This window comes from Bacillus sp. FSL K6-2971 (assembly GCF_038006405.1).
GTDB lineage: Bacteria > Bacillota > Bacilli > Bacillales > Bacillaceae > Bacillus > Bacillus pumilus.
The window spans coordinates 1,615,829-1,633,866 of record NZ_JBBOVD010000001.1 but is presented as its reverse complement, the minus strand read 5'-3'; the positions used below and the strand labels follow the sequence as shown (position 1 = coordinate 1,633,866).

Genomic DNA, 18,038 nt, shown 5'->3' with positions numbered 1-18,038 from the left:
CTGATTGATTTTATGCTTTACATTCCGATCAGTTCATAATATAATTCTTTTGTTTTATGCAATGAAATCTGTCGTTATTGGCACAATAATAGCAGGTATTTCGATGAAGGTGGGAAAGCAATTGTCACAACATGATACACCCTTATACACTGGACTAAAAAAACACGCAGCAACCAATCCAGTTCAATTTCACATTCCTGGCCATAAAAAAGGAGCCGGAATGGACCCTGAATTTAGAGCATTCATTGGCGACAATGCACTAAGCATTGATCTCATTAATATAGAACCTCTCGATGATTTACACTCACCTCGAGGAATGATAAAAGAAGCACAAGATTTAGCTGCTGAAGCCTTCGGTGCTGACCATACGTTTTTCTGTATTCAAGGAACAAGCGGCGCCATCATGACAATGGTGATGACCGTATGCGGACCTGGGGATAAAATCATCGTTCCGCGTAACGTCCATAAATCGATTATGTCCGCGATTGTATTTTCTGGCGCAGTTCCTGTTTTTATTCATCCAGAAATAGACAAAGAGCTTGGCATCTCTCACGGCATTACACCAGAATCAGCGAAAAAGGCACTCACGGAGCACCCAGATGCAAAAGGTCTGCTTGTGATTAATCCGACGTATTTTGGCGTTTCAGCAGACTTAAAATCGATTGTAGACATTGCCCATTCATTTCATGTGCCTGTCCTTGTCGATGAAGCACACGGCGTGCATATTCATTTTCACGATAAGCTCCCGCTATCTGCCATGCAGGCAGGTGCCGACATGGCAGCAACAAGTGTCCACAAACTCGGCGGTTCCCTGACCCAAAGCTCTATTTTAAATATGAAGGAAGGGCTTATCTCAAAAGATCGCGTGCAATCGATTTTGAGCATGCTGACAACAACGTCTACTTCTTATTTGCTCTTGGCGTCACTTGATGTCGCTCGAAAGCGATTAGCCACTGAAGGAAAGGCACTAGCAGATGAAGCCATCCGTTTAGCTGAATCAGCGAGAAACCGTTTGAATCAAATTGATGGCATTACGTGTATTGGCAAGGAAATACTCAGTTCAGCTTCTACGTATGATTATGATCCAACGAAATTAATTATTTCAATTAAAGACCTTGGCCTCAATGGCCATGATGTCGAAAAATGGTTGAGAGAAAGCTACCGGATTGAAGTGGAGCTTTCTGACCTTTACAACATTTTATGTATTGTGACCCCTGGTGATTCTGATGAAACAATCGATACGCTTATAACGGCTATGAAAGACATTGCCGCAACCTCTACAAGTGAGAGCGGCACACAACCGGTAACAGAAGTACTGCTGCCTGAGATTCCATCGCTTGCCATGACGCCGCGTGATGCCTTTTACTCCACAACTGAAGTGGTTCCGTTAAAAGAAGCAGCTGGCCGCATCATCGCAGAGTTTGTCATGGTGTACCCGCCAGGCATACCTATTTTTATACCAGGAGAGATTATCACAGAAGAAAATATCTCCTATATCTTTAAAAACATTGAAATTGGTCTCCCTGTCCAAGGACCAGAAGATTCAACGCTAGAAATGATCCGCGTGATTAAAGAACAGAAAGCAATTTTATAAAAAAGAAACATGCAGCCCCAAATGGAGCTGCATGCTTTTTTATTTATTCAGAGGCTTCATCACAGCAATGACAGTGACCACACGTTCCGTATAGTGTTGTCACTTTTTCATTTTCAAATTGATCAATGGTCTCATTGCAATCTTGACAAATAATTGTACCCACGTACATTCCCCTTTTCTTCATTCAATATTTGAAAGCGTTTAATCTATTTCATACTTCTATAATATGATGTCACATTTAAGTTGTCAACGGTTAACTGTATGACACATTTAATTATTTTTTATGAATATATGCTATTTTCTCATCATATTGAGAGAACGTTTCAATTGTATTTTGCTTCATATCAATTCTGTAACAATTGAGTAACAATCGAAAATTGTCAAAAAGGACATGATACACTAGAGTGACTAACAGGTAACCAGCTCCTAAAAATGTTGGGACAACCCCAAAGGATTTTGAGGTGAATAGATTGAATTTTATGAGGACACTTCTCATTATATTCCCCATGCTCTTTGTACTTAGTTCATGCTCATTTGCGTATATCATACCGAATCAGACAGACCAAGTCAGTCATATTCAAAAACCAAGAATTCTCTTTTTTACAGATGCAGAAAATCTCGATAAAGAAAGTCCTTATTATGATGCAGTCCTCGATTTAAAGAATGAATACCCGAAGGAAATGTCAAAGATGATTGTGAAAGAAGATCGTAAAGGCTGGAAAAATGAAGTAGACGAATTACCGGCTATTTTACTTGTAAATAATGAAAAAGTCATTGTGAAGGTTGAAGGAAATGTCAGCAGCAAAGAGGATATTTTATCGCCTTTATGCCACGCTTTAGACCGCGTGAATACAAATTAATGGCTTCACCTTGCACTTATATATCCATATGAAAAAGCCCCTCATTTCATGAGGGGTCTTTCTCATGCAGCGCTCAAAAAAACCCTCTCCTTGATGGAGAGGGTTTTAATAAGTTCATTATTTTACGATATGGATTGGGCTTCCAATTGCTACTTCAGCCGTTTCCATTGTAATTTCACCTAAAGTTGGGTGAGCGTGAATTGTCATTGCGATATCTTCAGCAGTCACTCCAGCTTCGATTGCAAGGCTAAGCTCTGAAATCATATCAGAAGCGCCAACACCTGCGATTTGTGCACCAATCACAAGACCATCCTCTTTACGAGTGATCATCTTCATGAAGCCATCAGTTGCGTCAAGAGAAAGTGCACGTCCGTTTGCTGCGAATGGGAATTTCGCTGCAACGATGTCGATTCCTTCTTCTTTTGCTTCTGCTTCAGTGTATCCAACAGTTGCAAGTTCTGGCTCAGAGAATACAACAGCAGGAATACCAAGGTAATCAATTTCAGCTGGCTCTCCAGCGATTGCTTCAGCTGCAATTTTACCTTCGTAAGAAGCTTTGTGTGCAAGTGGTGGTCCATCAACGATGTCACCAATTGCATAGATGTTAGATACGCTTGTACGGCATTGTTTGTCTGTTTTGACAACTCCGCGGTCAGTCAATTCAACACCAACTTGCTCAAGACCAAGCTCATCTGTGTTTGGACGACGACCAACTGTAACAAGTACGTAATCAGCATCAACTGTTTTTTCTTCACCTTTTACTTCGAAAGTAACAGTGACACCATCAGATTTTTCTTCAACGCCTTTAGCAAGAGCGTTTGTATGGATTTCAACGTTTCCTTTTTTCTTCAGGTTACGTTTAACCAATGAGCTCATTTGCTTTTCGAAACCTGGAAGGATTTCGTCTCCACCTTCAAGGATGACAACTTCTGTTCCAAAGTTTGCATAAGCAGTACCAAGCTCAGTACCGATATATCCACCACCGATAACAACTAACTTCTTAGGTACTTCTTTAAGCGCTAAAGCACCAGTTGAGTTGATCACGCGGTCTGTGTATTTAAAAGTAGGCAATTCAATTGGACGAGATCCAGTTGCAAGAATTGCATTTTTAAAAGTGTAAGTCTGTGCTGAATTTTCATCCATTACACGTACAGAGTTGCTATCTACGAAATAAGCTTCACCTTTAACGATGTCTACTTTATTTCCTTTAAGAAGACCTTGAACTCCACCTGTTAATTTGTTTACAACAGAAGCTTTCCACTCTTGAACTTTTGTGAAATCAACTGTTACGTTTTCAGCTTTGATACCCATGTCTTCAGAATGCTTAGCATTTTCGAAACGATGGCCAGCATTGATTAATGCTTTGGAAGGAATACAACCAACGTTTAGACATACACCGCCAAGAGTTCCTTTTTCAACAATTGTTACTTTTTGTCCAAGCTGTGCAGCACGAATAGCAGCTACATATCCACCAGGACCTGCACCGATGACAAGAGTATCTGTTTCGATTGGGAAATCTCCTACTACCATGACATTACGCCTCCATTAAAATTAATTGTGGATCATTCAATAAACGCTTGATGTGGTTAAGGGCATTTTGCGCAGTAGCTCCGTCGATCATACGGTGGTCAAAGCTTAGGGAAAGAGCTAAGACTGGAGCTGCAACGATTTCGCCATCACGAACAACCGCTTTTTCAGCGATACGGCCAATACCAAGGATCGCTACTTCTGGGTGGTTGATGACTGGAGTAAACCATTGTCCACCAGCAGAACCGATGTTTGTGATTGTGCAAGATGCACCTTTCATTTCAGCTGGAGCCAATTTACCATCACGTGCTTTTGTTGCAAGCTCGTTGATTTCGTTAGACACTTCGAAAATTGCTTTGCGATCTGCATTTTTCACAACTGGAACGAGCAGGCCTTTTTCAGTATCAGCTGCAATTCCGATGTTGTAGTAATGCTTTTGAACAACTTCATCTGTTTTATCATCGATAGAAGTGTTAAGTACTGGGTACTTTTTCAAAGCAGAAGTAAGAGCTTTTACAACGTAAGGCAAGTAAGTTAACTTGATTCCTTGATCAGCTGCAACTTGTTTGAATTGTTTACGATGTGCAACAAGGTTCGTTACATCAACTTCATCCATTAATGTTACGTGAGGAGCTGTATGCTTAGAGTTCACCATTGCTTTCGCGATCGCTTTGCGGATTCCGCTCATTTTCTCGCGAGTTTCTGGGAATTCCCCTTCAAGAACTGGAGCTGCTGCCGCTTTAGGAGCTGCTTCTTCTTTCGCACTTTCAGCTGCTTGAGGTGCTGCTTCTTGAGCTGCAGAACCACCATTAACGAAGCTGTCGATATCTTCTTTTAACACACGACCGTTTTTACCAGAACCTGCAACTTTGTAAATTTCAATGCCTTTTTCACGAGCATATTTACGTACAGATGGCATAGCAATTACGCGTTTGTTTGGATCAGCATCTACTTGCTCTTGTGCGCCTGCACCAGTTGCTGCTGCCGCTTCTTCTTGTGCCACTTCTTTCTTCTCTGGCTCGTTACCAGCTTCAGCAGTACCTTGGACTTGAGCTTCAGTTTTTGCTTCGCCTTCTTCTTCGCTGCCTTTAAATTGAAGATTTTCGTAACCAGGTGCATCAAACGTAATGATTGTTTGTCCTACAGTTGCAACTGTTCCCTCTTCAACTTTTAATTCTAATACTTTTCCTTTAACAGGTGAAGGAATTTCTACAACTGCTTTATCGTTTTGTACCTCTGCTAAAACGTCATCTTCATTAATTTCGTCGTTTGGTTTTACAAACCACTTAACGATCTCACCTTCGTGGATACCTTCTCCGATGTCCGGAAGTTTAAATTCAAATGCCACTGTTTTTCGCCTCCTAGATTTTGTTGAATCCTTGTTGTGTATGTTTACACGGTCTTTTAATTGATAAAGGGGAAGAGAAATAAATTCTTTTCCCCTCAGTCATTTAATTAAAATTCAATAACTTTCTTAGCTGTTTCAAGCACGTCTTTATGGTTTGGAAGCCATACAGTCTCAGCTTGAGAGAAAGCAAATACAGTATCAGGTGCAGCTACACGAAGTACTGGTGCTTCTAGGCTAAGGATTGCTCTGTCATTGATTTCAGCTACTACGTTTGCAGCAATACCAGCTTGTTTTTGTGCTTCTTGAACAACGATCGCACGACCTGTTTTTTCAACAGAAGCGATGATTGTTTCAATATCAAGCGGGCTTACTGTACGAAGGTCGATCACTTCAGCAGAAACGCCTTCTTTTTCAAGCTCTTCAGCAGCTTTAAGTGATTCGTGAACCATTGCACCGTAAGTGATGATTGAAAGGTCAGAACCTTCACGTTTCACGTCAGCTTTACCGATTTCAATTGTGTACTCTTCTTCAGGAACTTCCTGACGGAAAGAGCGGTAAAGTTTCATATGCTCAAGGAATACAACCGGATCATTGTCGCGGATTGCAGAAATTAATAGTCCTTTTGCATCGTAAGGTGTTGAAGGAATGACCACCTTGATACCAGGCTGTTGTGCGATAAGACCTTCTAAGCTGTCAGCGTGAAGCTCAGGTGTGTGAACTCCCCCGCCAAATGGAGAACGGATTGTCACTGGAGAATGCCAGCGTCCGCCAGAACGGTAACGCATACGAGCCATTTGTCCAGAAACAGAATCTAATACTTCGTAAACGAATCCGAAGAATTGAATTTCCATTACTGGGCGGAATTCTTGTAGTCCAAGGCCAATTGCAAGACCGCCAATACCAGATTCAGCAAGTGGAGTATCGAATACGCGATCCTCACCAAACTCTTTTTGCAATCCTTCAGTCGCACGGAATACGCCGCCGTTTTTACCAACGTCTTCTCCGAAAACGAGAACGTTTTCGTCATTTTTCAGTTCTGTGCGTAACGCATCAGTGATCGCTTGAATCATTGTCATTTGCGCCATGGCTTACTTCGACTCCTTCTGTTTGTAAATTTCAAGCTGTTCAACTAAGTTGAATGGTTTTACTTCATACATGTTTTCAATCAAGTCAGTGACTTTTTGCTTAGGCTGTTCGTCAGCTTCTTTGATTGCTTGTTTGATTTGTTCTTTTGCATCTTCGATGACTTTATTCTCTTCTTCTTCAGACCATAGGCCTTTGTTTTCCAAGAATTTGCGGTAGCGTACCAATGGATCTTTTTGCTCCCACTCGTTTTCATCTTCTTTTGTACGATATCTTGTTGGATCGTCACCAGCCATTGTATGTGGGCCGTAACGGAATGTAAGAGTTTCGATTAATGTTGGACCTTCACCATTTATAGCACGCTCACGAGCTTCAGCAGTCACTGCATATACAGCTAATGCATCCATACCGTCAACTTGTACGCCTACGATACCAGCTGCAGCTGCTTTTTGTGCAATCGTTTGCGCAGCAGATTGCTTTTCAACAGGTGTAGAGATCGCATATCTGTTGTTTTGGACAACAAAAATCGCTGGCGCTTTGTAAGCCCCTGCAAAGTTAATACCTTCGTAGAAATCACCTTGTGAAGCTCCGCCATCACCTGTGTAAGTGATTGCAACAGCTTTTTTACCGCGTTTTTTCAAACCAAGAGCTACACCAGCAGCTTGAATGATTTGTGCACCGATAATGATTTGTGGAGAAAGTACATTCACACCTTCAGGCATTTGGTTACCAACAAAATGTCCTCGAGAGAACAAGAATGCTTTTGTTAGTGGCAGGCCATGCCAGATTAATTGTGGTACATCACGATATCCTGGAAGAATGAAATCTTCTTTCTCAAGTGCAAAGTGAGTTGCAAGCTGAGAAGCCTCTTGTCCAGCTGTTGGCGCATAGAAGCCAAGACGTCCTTGACGGTTCAATGAAATTGAACGTTGATCTAATACTCGTGTAAACACCATACGGCGCATTAATTCTTTTAATTGGTCATCTGAGAGATCTGGCATTGCCGCTTCGTTTACGACTTCGCCTTTTTCGTTTAAAATTTGAAACGTTTCAAACTGCTTTTTGATGGCATCAAATTGCTTTTTGCTATCAACAATTGCTTTTTTTGTTTTTGCAGCCATTCTAAAGTCACCTCTTCCTTTCTTTTAACAGTCAATTTGTCGTGAATCCATTTATACATACAGATATAGGATAACCCAAAATACACATATGACTCCTGCTTTTAATAGCCACTAGGATCGTTGTCGAAACATAAGATGATCGCTCGTTTTTGAGTTCTTCTAACTGTATTAACGATAGTTCACAAATAACTAATACAACTTCTGTTAACAAGGACTAGTTTACAACAAGAAAAATAGTCCGTCAATTGATTTAACGGCTTTATTTAAATAAATGTATTCGCTTTACTTTTTATGGTGAGCTGTATCAATCTGTTTAACAAACACATCGAACTGTACTAGTATAGTGTGTACTACTGTACTACAATAGAAAATGTTTGTTTTTGTCGAAAAATAAAAAAAGAGCTGTTTTTTCAGCTCTTTTTGGACTCTTGATCTGCCACTTTAGACAAAACCTGTTTATGCTCATTCAATTGCTTTGTATATTGATTGAACTTTTTACCTTCTTTTCTGACTTTGCTATAAGAACGGTTCACCGTCTTCAGCTTGGACTTTAGCTCTTTATATCCTAAGTCCTTTTTCTTTAAAGTTTGATATAAATGCTGATCTTGTTTCAACGCCTTTTGATACTCCTTGTAAAGCTGGTCATACGACGCATATCTTTTCTCAAGCGATTTGACCGTTTCATCTGCTTTTTCTTTTAAATCTGTATCTTGTATACGTCCCGCAGATTTCTTGACCGTTTTCAATTCTTTTTTCGATTCATCCATGCTGTCTTTTTCTGTTTTCAAATGTTCTTCTCGTTTCGCTGCAGATGCTAACGCCTGATCAGAAAGGCTTGTCACTGTTTTAGTGTGATCCTTTGTGGTTTGAATCATTTTTTTATAGAGCTGCTGCTCTTTTTTCTCATAGCTTTGCAGTGTGCCTTGCTCTTTTTCAAAGGATGCTTCTTTTTCGCTCATTTTCGTCATCGCATCTTGCATGTCATGAAATGAACTTTGACCTCCGCATCCCGCCAGCAAAAGGGTACATATCCCCGCTAAAGCAGCACCTGCTTTCATGCTTCTTCTTATTTGTTTCATCACAAGGTTCCCCCTTTACATCTCCACATACCACTATAATTTTTATAGGCGTTTGTGACAAGGAAAGAGGTCATTCTGATGAGCTCAAGAAGATTTTTTTCAAGTGATAGGCGCATGACTATACAAATAGTGCATTCATACATAGTTTATATTACACGCTTCGCCTTCACTTATGAGAGGCCGAGTGTATTTCCAAAGGAGGTCAAAAGTATGTCTAATTATAGTCATGGAAGTATGTATGGTGGATACGGCGGTTACGGGTATGGACACGGTGGTGGATATGGCGGTGGCTGTTGTTACCCAAGTTATGGCGGTGGATACGGATACGGCGGTGGACGGACATTCGCTTTAATCGTTGTCCTTTTCATCCTATTAATCATCGTTGGCGCAGCATTCTTAGGCGGCGGTGGCGGCTGCTGCTAATGGCTGTTTAAGCCTCTGACCGGTCTCATAGGACCGGTCTTCTTTATTTCATTGCATATGTTGTGTATCATTTTATATACTTTACATACAAAGGAAATAGGAGTGAAGATTTGTGATTACCATGGAAGATATCGTACGGGACGGACATCCCGTCTTAAGACAAACAGCTGAAGCGGTCGAGCTCCCGCCGACAGAAGAGGAAAAACAGCAATTAGCTGACATGATTGAATTCGTTAAAAATAGTCAGGATGCTGACATAGCTGAAACGTATGGACTCAGACCCGGCGTTGGACTCGCGGCTCCGCAAATTAATGTCAGTAAGCGAATGATCGCTGTTCACTGTGAGGATGAAGATGGAGAGGAATACAGCTATGCCCTTTTCAACCCGCGCATTGTCAGTCATTCCGTCAAAAGAGCTTATTTAACTACTGGTGAAGGCTGCTTATCTGTTGATGAAGCCATTCCTGGATTTGTCCCTCGATATCAAAAGATCAGGGTGAAGGCCACAACGCTTGAAGGAGAAGACATTGATATTCGCCTAAAAGGGTTTCCGGCCATTGTGTTTCAGCATGAAATCGACCATTTAAACGGCATTATGTTTTATGATCATATTCAAAAGGATCAGCCATTCGCTGAGCCTGACAACTCTGTTGCGATCGGCAGATCATAAAATAAAAAGAAGACCCAATAACCTAAGGGTCTTCTTAGATTGTTGACAAAGTGCTAAAATGATGTTTATTTTAGCACTTTGTCTTCTTTTCAGCGTGATAGAAAACCTTTGCAGTCTAGGAAGGGCGAGTACTGGCGCGGAGCGAATTTAACATTCGTGAGCACCAGCGCGCAGACCTGACAACGAATGCGAGTGTTTGTCTACACGCTGAGAAGACCCAATCACCTAAGGGTCTTCTTTTTTTATTCTTCAATCAAGCCTAAATGAGTCACTGCATGGAATATGCCGTCTTCATCCACCGGCTTTGTCACAAAATCAGCCAAATCTTTTAGTTCATTCACAGCATTTCCCATGGCGACGCCTATACCAGCAAACGAAATCATCTCTCGATCGTTCAGACCGTCTCCAAAGGCAACGGTATCCTTTTGCTCGTAAGGCAGTCTTTCGATAACTCGTTTGATTCCCTCAGCCTTCGATCCGCCTTTTGGCAAGACATCTGTTGACAGCTCGTGCCATCTGACAAGATCAATTTCTTCGCGGAACGCCTCGTATTGGATTTCCTCTTCTGCCTTACAGAATAACAGCATTTGAAAAATCTCATTTTCTTTAAAGTAAGACAAATCATGTTCAGGATGCTCTGTTTTTAAAGTCCCAATCCCCTCATGGATAAACGGATGATTTGGCACAGAAGCCTTCATCGTTTTTTCCCCCATGAAAACAAGCGGATGATCATGACGATCCGCCGTTTCATAAATTTGCTCCATTAGCTCCAGTTTAAGCGGATTGCCGTAAATGACTTCTCCCTCATACATGACATACTGACCGTTATAAGCTATAAAGGAGTCAAGCCCCAATTCCTCTAAAATAGGCTTAATTAAAAAAGGCGAACGCCCAGATGCAATGAAGAGATGATGGCCTTTTTCTTTTAATAAACGAACCGCTCGCTTTGTTGATTCAGGTATTTTTTTATCATGATCATATAAAGTACCGTCGATATCAAAGAAGATGACTTTTTTATTCATATCCCGTCTCCTGTCTCTTGTTATGTATACCCACTCCCTTTTATCATACAGAAAGATTTCTGCTTTCGAAACCACTTCCTATGAAAACGCCCATTTCCCACATATAACCATGTAACATTCAATGGAAACGTCATATAATACAAGTATAAAGAGAGAACGGAATACAAGGTCTAATCTAACTTCAATTCGAAAGGAGGCGACCTGCGATGCTTCGTCGTCTGCGCAAGAAAATTAGAAGACAATGGAAGGACATGCTTCGTAAAAAATCGATCGCTTAAAAGGATCTTCCGCACATTTGCTGAAGGTCCTTTTTTCTCAGAGACTTTTCTTATGCGCGTTTTTTTAATATAATAGAAATAGCGAGTGTAACATACGGTATTTAAGGAGAGATTTGGATGATATATAAGGTATTTTTTCAGGCAAGTACTACTGAGGTACCTGTAAGAGAACACACAGATTCACTATACGTTGAAGCGGTTTCTGAAAGAGACGTACGCGATAAGTTGAAAAAACATAGCTACAACATTGAATTCATTCAGCCTGTAGACGGTGCTTTTTTAGACTATGAACGAGAAAGTGAAAATTTTAAAGTATTGGAGCTATGAGAGGAATGAAATTTGTAAAAAACGATCAGGCGGCAGTTTTTGCGCTCGGCGGTTTAGGCGAGATCGGTAAAAACACGTATGGCGTTCAATTTCAAGATGAAATCATTTTAATTGATGCTGGTATTAAGTTCCCTGAAGATGAGCTTCTTGGAATTGACTACGTCATCCCTGACTATACGTACTTAGTTAAAAACGAAGATAAAATCAAAGGTCTTTTCATCACTCACGGACATGAAGACCACATCGGCGGTATACCTTACCTTCTCAAGCAAGTGAATATTCCAGTTTACGGCGGCAAACTCGCAATCGGCCTACTTCGTAATAAATTGGAAGAGCACGGTCTCTTGAGACAAACAAAACTTCACATTTATGAAGAAGAAGATACCATTAAATTTAGAAAAACAGCTGTGTCTTTCTTTAGAACTACACACAGTATTCCAGATTCTTATGGAATTGTCGTGAAGACACCTCCTGGTAACATCGTACATACAGGTGATTTCAAGTTTGACTTTACGCCTGTTGGCGAACCTGCCAACTTAACAAAAATGGCTGAAATCGGGAAAGAAGGCGTTCTATGTCTTTTATCCGATAGTACAAACAGTGAAATTCCAGAATTTACGATGTCTGAAAGACGCGTAGGCGAAAGCATTGATGACATCTTTAGAAAAGTCGACGGACGTATCATCTTTGCTACGTTTGCTTCAAACATTCACAGACTTCAGCAAGTGATCGAGTCCGCTGTTGCCAACGGCCGAAAAGTTGCGGTGTTTGGACGAAGTATGGAGTCTGCCATTGATATTGGACAAGATCTTGGCTACATTAAATGTCCAAAAAACACGTTCATTGAACATAATGAAATCAACCGTCTACCAGCAAACAAAGTGACGATTCTTTGTACTGGGAGCCAAGGTGAGCCGATGGCTGCTCTTTCTCGTATTGCAAACGGCACTCACCGCCAGATTTCGATTAATCCTGGTGACACTGTTGTCTTCTCATCTTCACCAATTCCGGGTAACAATATTAGCGTAAGCCGTACCATTAACCAGCTTTACCGTGCTGGCGCTGAGGTCATTCATGGCTCACTTAATAATATTCATACATCTGGTCACGGCGGACAAGAAGAACAAAAGCTGATGCTCCGTTTAATTAAACCAAAATTCTTTATGCCGATTCACGGCGAATACCGCATGCAAAAAACGCATATTAAACTTGCGAATGATTGCGGAATTCCTGAGGAAAACTGCTTTATCATGGATAACGGTGAAGTACTTGCACTAAAAGGTGACGAAGCAAGTGTCGCTGGCAAAATTCCATCAGGTAACGTGTATATCGACGGAAGCGGAATTGGCGATATCGGGAATATCGTCTTAAGAGACCGCCGCATTCTTTCAGAAGAAGGTCTTGTCATTGTGGTCGTCAGCATGGACATGAAAGAATTCAAAATCTCTGCTGGTCCTGATCTCATCTCAAGAGGCTTTGTCTACATGAGAGAATCTGGAGATCTCATCAACGACGCACAAGATCTCATTTCAAAGCATCTTGAAAAAGTAATGGAACGCAAGACAACTCAGTGGTCGGAAATTAAGAACGAAATTACGGACACACTTGCACCTTTCCTTTACGAAAAAACAAGACGCCGCCCAATGATCTTACCGATTATTATGGAAGTGTAATCACAAAAAGAGACACGAGCCGACTGGCTGTGTCTCTTTTTTTCATCAAGTATTGAAAAAAGCCGCATATATACATCATACACATGCGGTTTCTCACTTTTTATGATTGAATTGGGAGGTGCTGAAAGTTTCTGACATCAAACAAGCACTTTGTCGTCATTTTCACATCAGGAATGACTGGAAGTGCCAAGAAGGACAGCGTCAAAAACGGATTAAAGTCTAAGGTAAAACCTGTTTCTTTAAGCGCTTCATGAAGTGTATGAAGGCTTTCATTGACGAGATGTGCCGGCTGATCTGACAATAAACCAGAGATCGGTAATGGCAGCGTATGAAGAGAACGCCCTTCTTTAACAACAGTCAAACCGCCGCCTGCTTCTTTTAACGCCTCAATCGCTTTGATGATATCAGCATCATTTGTGCCAACTGCAATTAAGTTATGTGAATCATGTGCAACCGTTGTTGCAATCGCGCCCTGTTTGATGCCGAAGCCACTGACAATCCCTACGCCCATTTCAGATAAACCTTGATGACGTTCAACAAGCACCATTTTCAATACATCTCTGCCTGTATCACTTGTAAATTGTCCGTTCATTTCTGAAGGAGAGACTTGTTCTAACTTTGTTTCAAGCTGATTCGGAATAATACGGATGACATTCATATGTTGATCGCCCGTGATAGGTAGTGCAATGTCTTCCTCTTGAACATCTACTGCATGAACAGATTGTAATAATGCTGGGCTCGGTGCGCTCTTTTCGACACTCGGCTTGTACTCTCCGTTCTGTGCAACCAATTCACCTGCGATAAATACGCTTGTAATGTCTACATGATGAAAGTCTGAAACGAGCATAAAATCAGCATCATAGCCTGGTGCAATGGCTCCCTTTGTTTTAAGACCAAAACACTCTGCGGCATTTAAGCTTCCCATTTGATAAGCTAAAAATGGATCTAAACCTTCTTTTATGGACATCCGTACTTGCTCATCAATACTTCCCTGTGCCATTAAATCATCCAAATGTTTATCATCTGTACAAAAGAAAAAGCGTCTCGCATTCTTTTCATTGACAGCGGGTAAAACATTTTTCACGTTTTTGGCAACAGATCCTTCTCTCAGCATCACATACATACCCCTTTTCACACGTTCAAGGGCTTCCTGTGCAGTTGTCACCTCATGGTCTGTTTGGACATTGGCCGTCCGGTAGACGTTGATTAATCGATCTGTTAAGCCTGCTAAATGGCCATCAATCAGTTTATTCTCATTTTGAGCATCAAGCAGCTTTTGAAGCATATCTTCTTCTGCCTGCTCCACACCGACATAGTCCATCACCTCAGCAAGACCAAGCACTTCCTTTTCTTGATAAAGAGGCTTTAAATCTTTCGCTTTTAATGTAGCACCTGATCGTTCAAAACTGACTGCCGGTACACAGGATGGCAGCATGAAATAAATATGTAAGGCAGCTTTTCTCGCTTCTTCCAGCATAAAACGGATGCCTGTTATACCTGACACATTGGCGATTTCATGAGGATCTGTTACGACAGTTGTCACACCGCGCGGAACGACAGCTTTGGAGAATTCAGCAGGGGTAACCATAGAAGACTCGATATGAACGTGGCCATCAATAAAACCAGGCACAAGCATTTGACCTGCTGCATCAAGCTCCTGCTTACCCTCGTACTCTCCTATCCCGACTATTTGTCCATTTTCAACAGCGACATCTGCGTCTATCCATTCTTGGTTAAACACATCCATGACTTTCGCATGTTTAATCACGAGGGCTGCTTTTTTTCTCTTTGCTGCTACCTCAATTTGATGTCTGAAAAGCTCCTTATCCAACGACACTGCCTCCTCCAAGTAAACAATATAATGTTTCTTATCGTAAACGAATCTGTTTGTCCAGTCAATGACATTTAGAGAAAATCAACCATATCAAAACACTGATTTTTATTTCTGAATAGTGATAATTGCATGAAAAATAGGATGACTTATTTTTGCGGTTATACATGAACAAAACAACCCTTTTCAGTGTATATTTCCGTCTCAATGTCCACCTACCATGAACACATTCATATAAAAAAAACACCCCGTCATCGGAGTGCTTAATAATCGTTCTGCATTTCTCGTTTTTCAAAGCGTCCTATATCGGCTACTGCCCCAATGACAATGAGGATATCTTCTTTTTGAATCATTTCATCTGCCAGCGGGGAAACAATGACTTCTTTTCCGCGCTTAATGGCCACGATGTTGATGCCGTACCTTGCCCGTATATCAAGATCTAAAAGAGAATGTCCCGCAAGCCTGCTGTTTGCCACAATCTCAATCAGGCTGTACTCATCTGACAGCTCGAGGTAATCAAGCACGTTATTTGAAATGATTTTATGTGCAATCCGTCTGCCCATATCTCGCTCTGGATGAACGATGCGATCCGCTCCAATTTTGTTGAGCACCTTTTCATGGTAGTCATTTTGCGCTTTCACGGTGACCATTTTGACGCCAAGCTCTTTCAACATAATCGTTGTTAAAATACTTGCCTGAATATTTTCACCGATTGCAACGATGACATGATCAAAGTTGCGAATACCAAGATTTTTTAAAACGTTTTCGTCCGTCGAATCACCAATGACCGCATGTGAGGCAATTTTCGCGTACTCGTTTACTCGATCTTCATTCATATCCATCGCCATGACTTCAAGTCCTTCTTCGCTCAGCGCCTTGCAAATACTTCCGCCAAAGCGTCCAAGACCAATGACTGCATATTCCTTTTTCATGTTCAGACTCCTTTTATCTCACTTACCATGCATTTTACTACGGTTTGATTAATGAATCCATATGCGAACGAATTTTTCTGCGGAACGCTTCACTTAAGTAAAGGTCTGCTCCTTTTTCGATTTCACTTCGATAATGAGCTGGCGGAGCGATTTCTTCGCTCTTTTGAAGCACAAGAAAGGTTAAACAGTCCTCATAAATTTGATCACCTATTTTGACATCGACAAAAGCTGGACGATATGTACCTTCATATACTCCCTCTCGTTTATACAAATAACGAATGGCATCAAAAGGAACTTCATATAATACACCCTCTGTTTCGCCGCCGTCTTCTACCATATCAGCTCTTGATCCATCTGGCCTCACCAATGTAAATCTCGTAGTAAAACCATTTAGTACACCACCGCCGATGATTTGTCTGAAGTGATGATCGACTTCTGCTAGCTTAAACCTAGCATCATCCATACAGGAGCCATAGGCAAAATAATAGAAGGATGATGGCTTCTGTTGCCACAGTTTATAAGCTTTCCAGCACCCTCTCTTTATTTCTTTCAGCGCTGATGCCTTCTGCTCTGGCAAAGTGTATGTCACGGCTGCTACCTGACCTTGATCCGTCATGACATTGATTTCCTGCTTGTCATACCCTTCCTCTAGTACGTCTATCTTATTCAACGTGTCAGCGGTTACCTCGTACAATTCCCCGTATACAGTGCCTTTTTCTGCGGGAACACACGCTGGATATCCTTGACTTGTATCATAAATCCTTCCATTCATCCAAGCAGATTTAGCTATTAGTCTGCTTTCTTTCATGTACGCTTCGTGGTGCTCTTCATGCTGCAATAGCGTCCCATATACAAATAAAGCTTTCACCGTCATGACTTCACGTCCTCTCAACTTGCTGCTGTCTGCTTTTTTGACACACAGGCAAATAAATATGAAAAGCTGTGCCTTTTCCAAGCTCACTGGATACGTCCATTGTTCCGTGATGATCTTTTAAAATCGTCGCACAGATGGTCAGACCAAGCCCTGTCCCTTCTTTTTTCGTTGAAAAGAAAGGATCATATATTTTTTGAATATCCTTTTCAGACATCCCTTTTCCTTCATCTTGAATGGTAATCTTCCATTCATTCAATACTTTTTCTGTAGATATGTATATGCTGCCACCTTCAGGCATTGCCTCAATCGCATTTTTGATTAAATTAATGAACAGCTGCTTCATTTGGTTAGCGTCTGCTAGGATTGCGCCGGCATCCTGCCTTTTAAATGGCTGCTTGAGATCAATATTTGAAAGAACGGCATTTGTTTTTAATAAAGTAATCACTTGTTCTAGAAGCTCATGAAGCTGAACTTCTTGAAAATGGACCGATTGAGGCTTAGCCAATACAAGTAGCTCACTTAAAACAAAATCAATTCGTTTAATTTCAGAGAAGATAATGTCAAAATAATCGGTTCTTTCAGGATATTGTGTCTTCATCAGCTGTAAAAAACCATTTACTGATGTCAGTGGATTTCTGACTTCATGGGCGATTCCAGCGGCTATTTGTCCAGCGACGGCCAGCTTTTGCGCCTGCATTTGCAATTGCTGATTGGATCTTTCAAGCTCAAGCTTTGCCTGCTTTTGTTTCGTAATATCAGCTACTGTTCCAATTCCTCCGGTAAACTGGTGATGCTCATCAAAATAGAGCTTGTAATGAACGTCTCCCCATACCTTCTTTCCCTCTTTATGTAGAAGCTGCAGTTCTACCCGCCCCGCATCCTTATGCTCCTTGATAACAGATAACAAATGCTGCACCACGCGTTCCTCTTGATCAAAGTACTGATTGTACATGGTGCCTAGACATTCATCAATGTCATAGCCTGTCATTTGTGTCCATGCTTGATTCAAAAAAATAATTTCACCTTTTTCGTTTGTTTCAAAGACGATTTCTTGCAAGTTATCTGTGATTCGATTCAGCCGCTCTGTCAGTTCGTGTGCTTCTTTCTCTCTCGTATTTAAGTCTGACACAAATAGATTTAAGCGGTCTACATAGCCTGAGACAACCCAGATCCCTGTTAGAACAAGGACTGTAAAGGCTAGATCGAGCGGCCAATTAATTTGATAGCCGCCTAGATAATAAAAGAAATCCCAGCTTAATATTAAAATAAATGCAAGAACAGATAACACGATCCGCACTTGATATGTTTTGTTCAAATGATTCCACCTGCCGCCCTGAGATTCTTTGTCAATTGTACCATTTTCCACTTATTTTTTGAGGGAGATGGGGCATTTTTA

The 18,038-nt window shown here is 41.2% G+C and carries 17 protein-coding genes; 6 read left to right on the top strand and 11 right to left on the bottom strand.

Annotated elements, in window-relative coordinates; translation table 11 throughout:
* Nucleotides 1–121: 121 nt before the first annotated feature.
* Nucleotides 122–1,594: an aminotransferase class I/II-fold pyridoxal phosphate-dependent enzyme gene (locus MHI33_RS08515; protein ID WP_340910640.1), complete on the top strand. Its 1,473-nt coding sequence runs from the start codon at nt 122–124 to the stop codon at nt 1,592–1,594.
* 43 nt (nt 1,595–1,637) lie between these two features.
* Here MHI33_RS08515 and MHI33_RS08510 read toward each other — a convergent pair whose 3' ends face one another.
* Nucleotides 1,638–1,757 (bottom strand): GapA-binding peptide SR1P, encoded by a 120-nt coding sequence (locus MHI33_RS08510; RefSeq protein WP_003212464.1) that lies wholly within the window; start codon nt 1,755–1,757, stop codon nt 1,638–1,640.
* 316 nt (nt 1,758–2,073) lie between these two features.
* On the opposite strand from MHI33_RS08510, the gene MHI33_RS08505 reads away from it, so the two are divergent.
* Nucleotides 2,074–2,454: a hypothetical protein gene (locus MHI33_RS08505; protein ID WP_223250645.1), complete on the top strand. Its 381-nt coding sequence runs from the start codon at nt 2,074–2,076 to the stop codon at nt 2,452–2,454.
* 117 nt (nt 2,455–2,571) lie between these two features.
* Here MHI33_RS08505 and lpdA read toward each other — a convergent pair whose 3' ends face one another.
* From lpdA to MHI33_RS08480, 5 genes are all read right to left on the bottom strand, one after another.
* Nucleotides 2,572–3,984, bottom strand: coding sequence for a dihydrolipoyl dehydrogenase (lpdA, locus tag MHI33_RS08500; protein ID WP_003211097.1), 1,413 nt, complete (start codon nt 3,982–3,984; stop codon nt 2,572–2,574).
* A 4-nt stretch (nt 3,985–3,988) separates the two neighbouring features.
* Nucleotides 3,989–5,329 carry a dihydrolipoamide acetyltransferase family protein gene (locus MHI33_RS08495; RefSeq protein WP_003211261.1) on the bottom strand — a complete coding sequence of 447 codons (1,341 nt, stop codon included), beginning with the start codon at nt 5,327–5,329 and terminating at the stop codon, nt 3,989–3,991.
* 107 nt (nt 5,330–5,436) lie between these two features.
* Nucleotides 5,437–6,414: a pyruvate dehydrogenase complex E1 component subunit beta gene (gene pdhB, locus MHI33_RS08490; RefSeq protein ID WP_340910638.1), complete on the bottom strand. Its 978-nt coding sequence runs from the start codon at nt 6,412–6,414 to the stop codon at nt 5,437–5,439.
* Nucleotides 6,415–6,417: 3 nt separating this feature from the next.
* Complete coding sequence (gene pdhA / locus MHI33_RS08485) at nt 6,418–7,533, bottom strand: pyruvate dehydrogenase (acetyl-transferring) E1 component subunit alpha (RefSeq protein WP_044142026.1); 1,116 nt, start codon at nt 7,531–7,533, stop codon at nt 6,418–6,420.
* A gap of 410 nt (nt 7,534–7,943) precedes the next feature.
* The gene (locus MHI33_RS08480; protein WP_340910636.1) at nt 7,944–8,612 is read right to left on the bottom strand and encodes a YkyA family protein; all 669 of its coding nucleotides are present in this window, start codon (nt 8,610–8,612) and stop codon (nt 7,944–7,946) included.
* A 234-nt stretch (nt 8,613–8,846) separates the two neighbouring features.
* On the opposite strand from MHI33_RS08480, the gene MHI33_RS08475 reads away from it, so the two are divergent.
* Together MHI33_RS08475 and def are read left to right on the top strand one after the other, a co-directional pair.
* Nucleotides 8,847–9,035, top strand: coding sequence for a YjcZ family sporulation protein (locus tag MHI33_RS08475; protein WP_106067392.1), 189 nt, complete (start codon nt 8,847–8,849; stop codon nt 9,033–9,035).
* A 112-nt stretch (nt 9,036–9,147) separates the two neighbouring features.
* A complete protein-coding gene (gene def / locus MHI33_RS08470) occupies nt 9,148–9,705 on the top strand; it encodes a peptide deformylase (protein WP_065097207.1) in 558 nt (185 codons plus the stop codon).
* A gap of 242 nt (nt 9,706–9,947) precedes the next feature.
* On the opposite strand, the gene MHI33_RS08465 is transcribed toward def, so the two are convergent.
* Complete coding sequence (locus tag MHI33_RS08465; protein WP_065097206.1) at nt 9,948–10,727, bottom strand: Cof-type HAD-IIB family hydrolase; 780 nt, start codon at nt 10,725–10,727, stop codon at nt 9,948–9,950.
* A gap of 395 nt (nt 10,728–11,122) precedes the next feature.
* On the opposite strand from MHI33_RS08465, the gene MHI33_RS08460 reads away from it, so the two are divergent.
* On the top strand, nt 11,123–11,332 hold the full coding sequence (locus tag MHI33_RS08460; protein ID WP_003211882.1) for a DNA-dependent RNA polymerase subunit epsilon: 210 nt from the start codon (nt 11,123–11,125) through the stop codon (nt 11,330–11,332).
* Nucleotides 11,333–11,337: 5 nt separating this feature from the next.
* Complete coding sequence (rnjA, locus tag MHI33_RS08455; protein ID WP_003212511.1) at nt 11,338–13,005, top strand: ribonuclease J1; 1,668 nt, start codon at nt 11,338–11,340, stop codon at nt 13,003–13,005.
* Nucleotides 13,006–13,105: 100 nt separating this feature from the next.
* Here the strand turns inward: rnjA and ade are convergent, their stop codons facing one another.
* The 4 genes from ade to MHI33_RS08435 form a co-directional block, all read right to left on the bottom strand.
* Nucleotides 13,106–14,836: an adenine deaminase gene (ade, locus tag MHI33_RS08450; protein WP_340910630.1), complete on the bottom strand. Its 1,731-nt coding sequence runs from the start codon at nt 14,834–14,836 to the stop codon at nt 13,106–13,108.
* A gap of 263 nt (nt 14,837–15,099) precedes the next feature.
* Complete coding sequence (locus MHI33_RS08445) at nt 15,100–15,768, bottom strand: potassium channel family protein (RefSeq protein ID WP_044142031.1); 669 nt, start codon at nt 15,766–15,768, stop codon at nt 15,100–15,102.
* Between the two features lie 37 nt (nt 15,769–15,805).
* Nucleotides 15,806–16,642, bottom strand: coding sequence for a gamma-glutamylcyclotransferase (locus tag MHI33_RS08440; protein ID WP_065097204.1), 837 nt, complete (start codon nt 16,640–16,642; stop codon nt 15,806–15,808).
* 4 nt (nt 16,643–16,646) lie between these two features.
* The gene (locus MHI33_RS08435; protein ID WP_185107983.1) at nt 16,647–17,957 is read right to left on the bottom strand and encodes an ATP-binding protein; all 1,311 of its coding nucleotides are present in this window, start codon (nt 17,955–17,957) and stop codon (nt 16,647–16,649) included.
* Nucleotides 17,958–18,038 lie beyond the last annotated feature (81 nt).